This is a genomic window from Fundidesulfovibrio sp. (assembly GCF_058402725.1).
On sequence record NZ_JBZVFJ010000023.1, the window covers coordinates 22,246 to 31,692 of the forward strand.

8 protein-coding genes are annotated in these 9,447 nt (G+C 72.8%); all 8 read left to right on the forward strand.

Features of this window, described 5'->3' with window-relative positions:
* Positions 1–21 precede the first annotated feature (21 nt).
* Positions 22–582 carry a rhodanese-like domain-containing protein gene (locus ACV4UX_RS05090; RefSeq protein WP_491592238.1) on the forward strand — a complete coding sequence of 187 codons (561 nt, stop codon included), beginning with the start codon at positions 22–24 and terminating at the stop codon, positions 580–582.
* A gap of 2 nt (positions 583–584) precedes the next feature.
* Positions 585–1,235, forward strand: a complete 651-nt coding sequence (locus ACV4UX_RS05095) for a YeeE/YedE thiosulfate transporter family protein (RefSeq protein ID WP_491592239.1) — start codon at positions 585–587, stop codon at positions 1,233–1,235.
* Complete coding sequence (locus ACV4UX_RS05100; protein ID WP_491592240.1) at positions 1,232–3,346, forward strand: rhodanese-like domain-containing protein; 2,115 nt, start codon at positions 1,232–1,234, stop codon at positions 3,344–3,346. Before ACV4UX_RS05095 ends, ACV4UX_RS05100 begins: the two co-directional genes overlap by 4 nt.
* On the forward strand, positions 3,343–3,648 hold the full coding sequence (locus ACV4UX_RS05105; RefSeq protein WP_491592241.1) for an MTH1187 family thiamine-binding protein: 306 nt from the start codon (positions 3,343–3,345) through the stop codon (positions 3,646–3,648). Before ACV4UX_RS05100 ends, ACV4UX_RS05105 begins: the two co-directional genes overlap by 4 nt.
* The gene (locus ACV4UX_RS05110; protein ID WP_491592242.1) at positions 3,645–4,598 is read left to right on the forward strand and encodes a tetratricopeptide repeat protein; all 954 of its coding nucleotides are present in this window, start codon (positions 3,645–3,647) and stop codon (positions 4,596–4,598) included. The genes ACV4UX_RS05105 and ACV4UX_RS05110 overlap by 4 nt, the downstream gene beginning before the upstream one ends.
* Positions 4,599–4,668: 70 nt before the next feature.
* Positions 4,669–8,244 carry a hypothetical protein gene (locus ACV4UX_RS05115; protein ID WP_491592243.1) on the forward strand — a complete coding sequence of 1,192 codons (3,576 nt, stop codon included), beginning with the start codon at positions 4,669–4,671 and terminating at the stop codon, positions 8,242–8,244.
* Entirely contained in the window at positions 8,241–9,128 is an 888-nt protein-coding gene (locus tag ACV4UX_RS05120; RefSeq protein WP_491592244.1) for a UbiA prenyltransferase family protein, read from the forward strand. The genes ACV4UX_RS05115 and ACV4UX_RS05120 overlap by 4 nt, the downstream gene beginning before the upstream one ends.
* A gap of 78 nt (positions 9,129–9,206) precedes the next feature.
* On the forward strand, positions 9,207–9,447 hold a 241-nt coding region (locus ACV4UX_RS05125; RefSeq protein ID WP_491592245.1), incomplete at its 3' end, for a hypothetical protein.

Here is a 9,447-nt window from a genome sequence, read left to right on the forward strand (position 1 = left end):
AATGCGCTCAAGGAGAACGCCATGAAACGATCCCTCCGGGCCGCCCTGCTGGCGAGCCTGCTCTCCCTGGCCGTCCCCGCCGGGGCCGCCGGGCCCAAGCTCCCCGAGGCTCTGCCTGCCGAGGACGCTGCGAAATTACTGGCAAAACCGCCCGCCGGGCTCGACCTCATCGACATCCGCACCCCCGCCGAATTCCAGGACTACGCCCTGCCCGGCGCGCTCAACCTCGACGCCGCCGCCGTGCTGGCCGACGAAACCCTGCTCGCTGGCTCCGGGCCGCTCCTCCTGGTGGACAAGGACGGCACGGCCGCCTTCGCCGTGGCCGGGGCGCTGGCGGCCCGGGCCTCGCGCCCGGTGCTGGCCCTGCGCGGGGGCATGGCGGCGTGGTGGACGACGAAGGAACTGGGCGCGGCCGTGCGCGAGGTTCCCCTGGGCGACGCGCCCGCCGCGCCGCCCGCCGTGCAGACGGCCCCTGCTGCTCCGGCCCCTGCCGGACCCGCTCCTTCCGACCCGACAACTCCTGTTCCTTCACCCTCCGGCCCGGCCCCCCAGCCGCCGGCCTCCAAGAACGCGGGATGCTGACCATGACCGACGACATCCGGACCGACACCGACGCCACGCCCCGCAACGGCGACGCCGGGAGCGCCGACACGCCCGACGGCGGCGCCGCTTCCTCCCCCGAGGCGGCCAAGGCCCCCGAGAGCGCCCCGGCGCGCGTGGCCGTGCAGGAGCTCCCTTCGCCCCCGCCCATGAACCCCTATCTGGCGGGGCTCTTCCTGGGGCTCACGCTCCTGGCCTCCTACCTGATCCTGGGCGCGGGCCTCGGGGCCTCGGGCGCGCTGGCCCGCCTCGGAGCCTGGCTGGAGCATCTGGTCCTCCCGGCGCGGGTCGAGGCCAACGCCTATTTCGGCCCCTGGTTCCCTGATCCGCTCGCCTACTACCTTTCGTTCATGTTCCTGGGCGTGCTGGCCGGTGGCCTCTTTTCCGCCCTGGCGGGCGGACGCCTGCGCTTCATGGTGGAGCGCGGCCCCACGGCCTCGCGCCTGCGCAGGCTCCTACTGGCCCTGGCGGGCGGGGCGCTCACGGGCTTCGCCGCGCGCCTGGCCCAGGGCTGCACCTCGGGGCAGGGCCTGAGCGGCGGGGCGCTTCTGCTCACGGGCAGTTTCGTCTTCCTGGGCTGCGTCTTCGCCACGGGCTACCTGACGGCCTGGATCTTCAGGAGGCAGTGGAGATGATCGCCACCCTTTTCGCCACCGGACAGCTGAACGCCCCCCTGGGCTTCGCCGCAGCCCTGGCCGTGGGCTTCTGCTTCGGCCTGTGCCTGGAGAAGGCCGGTTTCGGCAGCTCGCGCAGACTCACGGGCGTTTTCTACCTCACCGACATGACCGTTGTGAAGGTGATGTTCACGGCCATGGTCACGGCGGCCCTGGGTCTGGTGGCCGCTTCGCGTCTGGGCGTACTGGCCCCGGAGGCCCTCTACCTGATGCCCACGGTGCTGGGCGCGCACGCCGCGGGCGGCGTGATCCTGGGCCTGGGCTTCGCCATGGGCGGCTGGTGCCCCGGCACGGCCGCCGTGGGTCTGGCCTCGGGACGCCTGGACGCCCTGGTGTTCCTCATCGGCGTGGTGCTGGGCTCCGTGGGCTTCGCGGAGGCCTTCCCGTGGGTGGCCCCGTACACGTCCATGGGTTCGCGCGGGGTTTCCTTCCTCTTCGAGGCCCTGGACATCACCCAGGACCAGCTCGTGCTGGCCCTCACGGGCGGGGCGGTGGCCATGTTCTGGGTCTGCGAGGTCATCGAGCGCGGACCGGCCATCGCCAGGCCCGGCGTGAGCCGCCTCTTCCTGGCGGGCTTCTCCGTGCTCTTGTGCCTGGCGGCCCTGGTGGCCCTCAACGTGCCAAGGGTCCAGACCGCCTCCGGCCCCGCGGCCGCTCCCGTCATGCCCGCCGTACGGCCCGGAGCCGTACCCGGCGCGCAGCCCGGACAGGCTCAGCCCGCTCAGCCCTCGCCCGACGCGGCCATCCTGGCCCAGGCCCAGTCCGGGGGCGACCACATGGAGACATGGGAGCTGGCCCGGCGCATCATGGCCCAGGACCCCTCCCTCGCCCTGGTGGACATCCGCACCCCCGAGGAGTTCGTGGCCTTCCACCTCAAGGGCGCGGCGAACATCCCCATGGCCGAACTGCCCCAGGCCCTCGCGGCGAAGCGCGGTCAGGGCGTCGTGGTGCTCTACTCCAACGGCATGACCCACCCCGCCCAGGCGCGCGATGCCCTGGCGCGGATGGGCTTCGCCAACGTCTACCTGCTCACGGGCGGTCTCAAGGGCTTCTTCGAGGAAGTGCTCAAGCCCGTCTCCCTGAGGGAGACGCCCCCGGCTCCCGAGGAGGCCAAGCGCATCCGCGAGGCCAGGAAGTTCTTCCTGCCCGCCGAGTGGAACGCCCCGGCAAACCCCGCCCTGCTGGCCCCCCCGGCGCGCCTGCCGGGCGTGGCCGACGTGCAGTGGCTGGCCTCCAACCTGGGCAAGCCCGGGCTCAAGGTCATCGACCTGCGGCCCCAGCCCCAATACAACGCCGGGCACGTGCCCGGCAGCCTCTCGCTCCACCTGGAAAGCCTGCGCGGCAACCTGGACGGCGTGCCTTCCATGCTGCTGCCCGCGCCGCTCCTGGCCGCCCACATGGGCCAGATGGGCCTGACCCCGCGCGATCTGGTGGCCATACTCCCCGGCGATTCACCCCACGACGCCACCCTGCTGGCCATGGCTCTGGAGCGCCTGGGGCACCGCCGCACCGTGGTGGTCCTGGGCGGCTGGAAGGCCTGGGCCGCCGCCAACCTGCCCAAGGACTCGGCCCTGCCCAAGGTGACACCCTCGCGCTATCCCGCTCTCGAAGGCCCCGACGGCTTCACCGTGAACGGCCGCGAGACCCACGCCGCCATGACCGGCGGACGCACCGTGATCCTGGACGTGCGCCCGGCCGACTACTTCTCCGGGGCCAAGTCCGACGAGGCGCGGCCCGGCCACATCCCCGGCGCGGTGAACCGCCCCTTCACCGAGGACCAGGCCAAGGGCCAAGGCGAGATCATCGTGCTCAAGCCCACCGAGGAACTGGACAAGGCCTACGCGGCGCTCATCCCCTCCAAGGATCATCCCGTCATCGTGCACTGCCGCACAGGGCATCAGGCCTCCCAGACGTGGTGGGTGCTGACGCGGCTTCTGGGCTACACCAACGTGAAGTGGTACGACGCGGGCTGGACCGAATGGGCCGCCCGCCCCGAGTGGCCCGCCGTGGCAGCGCCGCCTCCGACCCAGCCAGCCCCGCAGGCCGACCCCGCCAAGGCGGCCAAGCCATGAGCGTGCTGGCGGAACTCTCCCTCTTCCCCGTGGGCGCGGGCGCGAGCCTGGCCCCCCACGTGGCCCGCGCCCTGCGCGTGATCGAGGCCTCGGGCCTGCCCTACGAGCTGGGCCCCATGGGCACCTGCATCGAGGGCGAGTGGGACGAGGTGATGGCCGTGGTGGGCGCGTGCTACCGCGCCGTGCAGGAGGGGCAGGAGCGCGTCTGCCTGACCCTGAAGATGGACTGCCGCCCCGGCCGCTCCGGCGGCCTTTCGGCCAAGACCCGGGCCGTGCGCGCCCTGCTGGAGGAGTCCGCATGATGCGTCCGGTCCGTGGTTTGGCCTGCGCCGGTCTGGCCGTGTGGATGCTGGGGGCGTGCGCCGCGTCCCACGAACCGGGCACGGACCCCTCCCAGGTGGCCCAGGCCAACATGCAGGCCGACGTGACCTCGCTCAAGTCCCGCGTGCAGGAGCTGAGCATGCGCGTGGAGGGCGTGGAGTCCACCACGGGACGCAAGGGCCAGGGCATCACCCTGGAGGACGTGAACCAGCGTCTGGCGCGCCTGGAGGATGTGGTGACGCGCATGGCCGCCACCCTGGGGATGGACCCCGGGCCGCGCGCCCCGGCCGCGCCATCCCCCGCGCCTGTCCCCGCTCCGACTCCGGTTGCTCCCGCGCCCGCCTACGATTCCCGGTCGCCTTCCTACGAGACCCGCACCCCGCTTTACGAGCCGGCCCCGGCCGCTCCAGGACGGGATGATCCCTACGCCCGCTACCAGCCGCCCACCCTCCAGACCCCGACCCTGCGCCTGGAGCCGGAGGCCCCCGGGGTCTACGGCGTCGCCCCGGCCGCGCCATCCCCCGCCGCAGCGCCGACGTACGCCCCGGACCCCTCCGCCCCCGACGAGGCCATCTACGCCATGGGCATGGAGTCCTTCAGCCAGCGCGACTTCGACCGCGCCAACACCCTCTTCTCCGAGCTGCTCAAGAGCTACCCCACCTCGCGCCAGGCGGCCCCGGCCCTTTTCTGGCAGGCCGAGAGCAACTACCAGCAGGGCGACTACGGCCGCGCGGCCCTGCTCTGCCAGGACCTCATCCAGAAACACCCCTCCAGCCAGCTCGTCCCCTCGGCCATGCTCAAGCAGGCACTCTGTTTCCGCAAGCTGGGGAAGATCGCCCCGGCAAAGATCCTCCTGCAGGACGTGGCCAAGCGCTACGCCGCCACCCCCGAGGGGAAAAGCGCCCAGGCCCAGCTCAAGGAGCTGAAATAACCCCGCGCCCGGCACTCCCCCCGGGGCATCGGGCCTTTTCAAATCTCGCCCGGCGTGGCACTCACCCCGCGTGACCCGCTCCTCGCGCGCCGACATCCTGGGCCTGCTGGCCGTGCTCGCCTGCGTGGCTGCCTTCTATCTGGCGTCCTACCGCCATATCCTGGAAGCGCCCGGCCACCTCTACCAGAACTGGGACCAGACCATCCCCCCCTATCCCGACGAGATCCGCGCCTACGGCTCCATCTCGCGCCACGCCTGGTCCCCCCTCTTCGAGATGGGCTCGCCCGGGACCTTCAACGGCATCAACCGCGCCTTCGACCTCCTCATGCGCGAGTCCCTGGCCTTCGTGGGCGGCCCCCTTCTGGCGCGCTGGCACTTCCTGCTCTACGCCCTGGCCGGGGCCGCCGGATGGTGGCTGCTCTGCCGGCGCATGGGCCTGGGGCGCTGGCCTGCCCTGGCGGCCTGCCTGCTGAGCCAGTTCAACCCCCGCTCTTACTCCCTGGCCGTCTCCGGGCACGGCTTCGAGGTCGGCTTCGCCCTCGCCCTGGCCCCCTGGGCGGTCTACTGCGCCGACAAGGCCCGCTCGGCCCGGGGCGCTGCCTTCGCGGCGTGGTCCCTGGCCTGCGGGATGGCTGCCGCCCTGGCCTTCTCCGGCTCGCCCATCGGGCTCGCCCTGACCGCCTCGTTCCTGGGCCTGTGGCTGGCCGGGTCGCTTGCCGCAACACGCTGCGCGCGGCCCCTTGCCGCCCTGGCCCTGGCCGGGGCCGTCATCGCCGCCACCCAGGCCCACTGGGTGCTGCCCATGGCCGGGATGGGCTCGGCCGGGGCCAAGTACAACCAGAGCTTCGACGACGTGAAGGCCCACTACCTCCACCTCTACAAGGACTTCTCCTCGCCCCCACGCCAGGCCCTGCTCGGGCACACCGACAACCTGGGCATGGGCACCGAACAGGCCTACCCCGTGGAAGGCCCCTACGCCCCCTGGTGGGAGGCCTCGGCCATGGTTCTTCTGGCCTTCGCGCTCCTGGGGCTCACGGCCAGGTCCAGGGAGCCCGCCCTCAAGTGGTTCGCCGCCGCCTGTCTCCTGGCAGGCTTCTGGATGACCGCAGGGGCCAACACCTTCCCGGGCCGCGTGCTCTACGAAGGCCTGCTGGCCCGCGTGCAGATGGTCTTCTTCCTCATGGCCCGGCCCATGCGCTGGCTCTCGCTCTACCAGGCCGGACTGGCCGTGCTGGTGGGCCTGGGGCTCCAGGCCGTGGCCGACAGGGGTTTCTGGCGGCTGCACCGCTGGCCCGTCCCCCTGGCCGGGACGGTCTGCGCCCTGGCTGCGGCTGTCTACCTGTGGCCGTGGTGGTCCGGGAGCCTGGCCATCCCCCGCAACGAGACCACCCAGACCATGGCCCTCATGCCGCAACCCCTGCCCCGTGCCGAACGCGACCTGGCCGCGAAGATCGCCGCCGACCCCGGCGACTGGCGGCTCACGGTCTTCCCAACGGTCAGCGGCCCCACCGGCGACGTGCCCGCGCCCCCGGCCACGTCGCTTACGCGCAACTTCGGCATGCTCGGCAAGGATTCCCTGGTGGGACCGGCCTTCGTGGGCCAGCCCTACGGGCGCTTCCTGCTCTCCCTGGCCCACCGGCCCTACCCCTGGACCGACGCCTACGGTCGGCTCCTGGGCCTGGGCGCCGTGCGCCGCGTCTTCCTGGACCGCACCGTCCCTCACCTCTCCTACGACGACTTCGGCTGGATGCCCCGGGTGAAGCGCGGCTCCGAGACCCTGGCCGATCCCGGCGACAGCCTGGAGCGCTTCCTGGCCGCCCAGCGCGACCTGACGCCGGACCGGGACTGGAGCGCCCCGCCCTTCCTGACTCTGGACAACGGGGACTACCTCCCGCGCCTCCGGCTCGCCCGATGGAGCCTGCTGGCCGCCGGGGGTCTGCCCCTGCTGGCCGCCCTGGCTGAAATGCCGGACAACCTCTTCGCGGACGCGGCCCTCTTCTCCGGCACGGACCTGGACGCGGCCCAGGCCGAGGCGCTGCCCGGCAAGGCCGGTCTGGCCGTGCTGGGCGACGGCTGGCCCGAACTGCTGCTCCCCTGGCTGGACGCCCAGTCCTGGATACCCGCTTCGGCCGGTTCCGCCCCTGCGCCCGGCGGCTGGACGCGTCTGGGCGAGCGCTGGCGTCTGGCCCCCTGGCTGGACGCCTCGCCCCTGGACCGGGCCGCCCTGCTGGCGCTGGGACCGGCCGCCCTGGAGATTCCCCTCCCCGGTCAGGGGGCGCACCGCATTTTGGCGCGCGTGGCTGCCCTGCCGAACGGCTTTGCGCCGGGGGCCGAACTTGACGGACGCCCCCTGGCCCCCCCGGGCGACCCCGAGCCCCTGGACCGGGGCTGGCGCTGGCTCGACCTGGGCGTGCACGAGCTGGGCGGGTCGAGCGTCCTGCGCTTCGCCGCGCACGGACCCGGCGCGCTCGCGGCAGGGGTCCTGGCTGTGCCGGCGGAGCGTTTCGAGGCCGCCCGCAGCGCCCTGGACCAGGCTTTTCCGCCCGAAGGTCCCGTCCTTGCGGCGGTCCAGGCCGAGGCCTGCGCGCTGCCCGGCGGCGCGCCCTACGCCCCGCTCCTGGAAGCGCCGCTCCTGGGCTCCTGGCCCGGCCTGCACCGGGAGCTGGAGGGCCTGCGCCCGGAGGGCTTCGACGGAACCGGGGCCGGGACCCTGGCCGCCGAGGGCCCCCACGTGGGACGCGCCCTGTTCCGGCTGGAGCTGCCCCGGGAAGTCTCCGGCTTCACTTTGTGGTGCAGTCCCCGGCTCTTCGGGGACCGGGACGGCCTGGCCTTCGCTGCGGCCGAGTGGTCGCCCGACGGCGTCTCCTGGAGGCCGCTTTTCGAGATCGCCGGGCGCGCCGACGGCCGCTGGGAGGACGTGTACGGCCGCGTCCTGGGCCTGCGCGTGGAGGAGCCCCTGCGCGCCCTGCATCTGCGTTTCACCCTGCGCCAGGCGCAGCTGAACTCCCTGACCAACGCCCCCAACCGGCCCATGCGCCTCGCCCTCGAACCCGCCGCCCCGCTGGGCGGCGCGCCCTCCATGGGCCAGGCCGTGGAGCTGCCCTCGCGCTTCGAGGCCCGGCCGCCGAGGCCCGGACGCTACGCCGTGCAGGCCAGACTCCTCACCCCCGACGGCCCCCGCTGGGCCGACCTGGGCGGGCGCGACACAGGCCCCGACGGCCTTCTCGACTTGAGCGGCGGCCCCCCGGGCATGGCCTGCGACCTCTTCCTGCTGCGCTCCGGGACTCCTCCCGCCGCAGCCGCGCCCCTCCCGCTGGAGACGCGCCGGGTGGACCCCACACGCTACGAAGCGTCCGGAATCCCGCCCGAGGGGGGGCTGCTGCTCTTTTCTGAGTCCTGGCATCCCGGCTGGCGCGCCGGAGAGGCGAAGCCCCTCAGGGCCTACGGGTTCATGAACGCCTTCGCCCTGCCCCCGGGCGGCCCGGCAAGCGTGGCGGTGGATTTCTCGCCCCAACGCCTGCGCGACCTGAGCGACCGCGTGAGCGCCTCCGCCTGGATCGCTTCGGGAGCGGCCTGCCTGCTCCTGGCCGGCTGGAGCGTCTTTTCTTCGCGCCGCAAACAGGATAGGCCACGGGAGTCGCCATGATCCCCCAGACCGCCAAGGGCCTCATCCGGCTGGCCAGGCCGCACCAGTACGTGAAGAACCTCTTCGTGCTCCTGCCGCTGTTCTTCGGCTGGAAGCTCGGGGACGCCCAGGCCCTCTTCGGGGCCTTGATGGCCTTCGCGGCCTTCTGCCTGGCGGCCAGCGCGGTCTACGTCTTCAACGACCTGCGCGACGCCCCCCAGGACGCCCTGCATCCGGTGAAGGGCCTGCGCCCCCTCCCCTCGGGCCAGGTGACGCCCGCCCAGGCGCGTCTTTTCGGGTCCGCCCTGGCCCTGGCGGCGCTGGCCCTGGTCCCCCTGGTGCCCGGTGCGGGCTTCACGGCCGCCCTGCTGGCCTACCTGGCCATCAACGCAGCCTACAGCCTGGGGCTCAAGCACTTCGCCATCGTGGACCTCCTGTGCATCGCCCTGGGCTTCGTGCTGCGCATCTTCGCGGGCGGGGCGGCCTCGGGCGTGGAGCCCAGCCACTGGATCGTGATCATGACCTTCCTCCTGGCCCTCTTCCTGGGCCTGGCCAAGCGCCGCGACGACCTGCTGCTGGCCGAGGACGGCGTGCGCGCCCGCAAGAGCCTGGACGGCTACTCCCTGGAGTTCGTGAACCTTTCCATGGCCGTGATGGCCGGAGTGGTGATCGTGAGCTACATCCTCTACACCCTCTCCCCCGACGTGATGGCCAAGCACGGCACGGACCGGCTCTACCTCACGGGGTTGTGGGTGGTGGCGGGCATTCTCCGCTACATGCAGATCACCTTCGTGGAGGCGCGCTCGGGCTCGCCCACCCAGGTGCTCCTGCGCGACCCCTTCGTCCAGGTGTGCGTGGCGGCCTGGGTGGCCTCCTGCTACCTGATCCTGTATGTCTTGCGCTGACCCCCGGGGCAGCCGCCGCGCGTTGCGCATCCACCCTGGATCGGGTATGCGCGCGGAGGGACCACGGCCCGCCGCAGCATGACCCGACACCGCACCCCACACGACCCGGCGACACTTGAACCGGACGCCTCCGGCGTCAGCGGCCTGGACCTGGACGCCTACGACACCCGCAGTCTGGATCTCCTGGACCGCACCCGACGGCTCGCGGAGATGGAGGGCCTCGGCCCCGGTCCGGGCCTCGCCCGGGAGACCGTCGACCTGGCCCGGGACATGCGGGAAATCTACGCCAGGACATTCAAGACCCTCGGCCTCGCCCACC

What these genes read in the sequence shown, in the direction of transcription:
- ACV4UX_RS05090 (WP_491592238.1), top strand. Translation starts at nt 22, where the DNA reads ATGAAACGATCCCTCCGGGCCGCCCTGCTGGCGAGCCTGCTCTCCCTG.
- ACV4UX_RS05100 (WP_491592240.1), top strand. Translation starts at nt 1,232, where the DNA reads ATGATCGCCACCCTTTTCGCCACCGGACAGCTGAACGCCCCCCTGGGC.
- ACV4UX_RS05120 (WP_491592244.1), top strand. Translation starts at nt 8,241, where the DNA reads ATGATCCCCCAGACCGCCAAGGGCCTCATCCGGCTGGCCAGGCCGCAC.
- ACV4UX_RS05095 (WP_491592239.1), top strand. Translation starts at nt 585, where the DNA reads ATGACCGACGACATCCGGACCGACACCGACGCCACGCCCCGCAACGGC.
- ACV4UX_RS05105 (WP_491592241.1), top strand. Translation starts at nt 3,343, where the DNA reads ATGAGCGTGCTGGCGGAACTCTCCCTCTTCCCCGTGGGCGCGGGCGCG.
- ACV4UX_RS05110 (WP_491592242.1), top strand. Translation starts at nt 3,645, where the DNA reads ATGATGCGTCCGGTCCGTGGTTTGGCCTGCGCCGGTCTGGCCGTGTGG.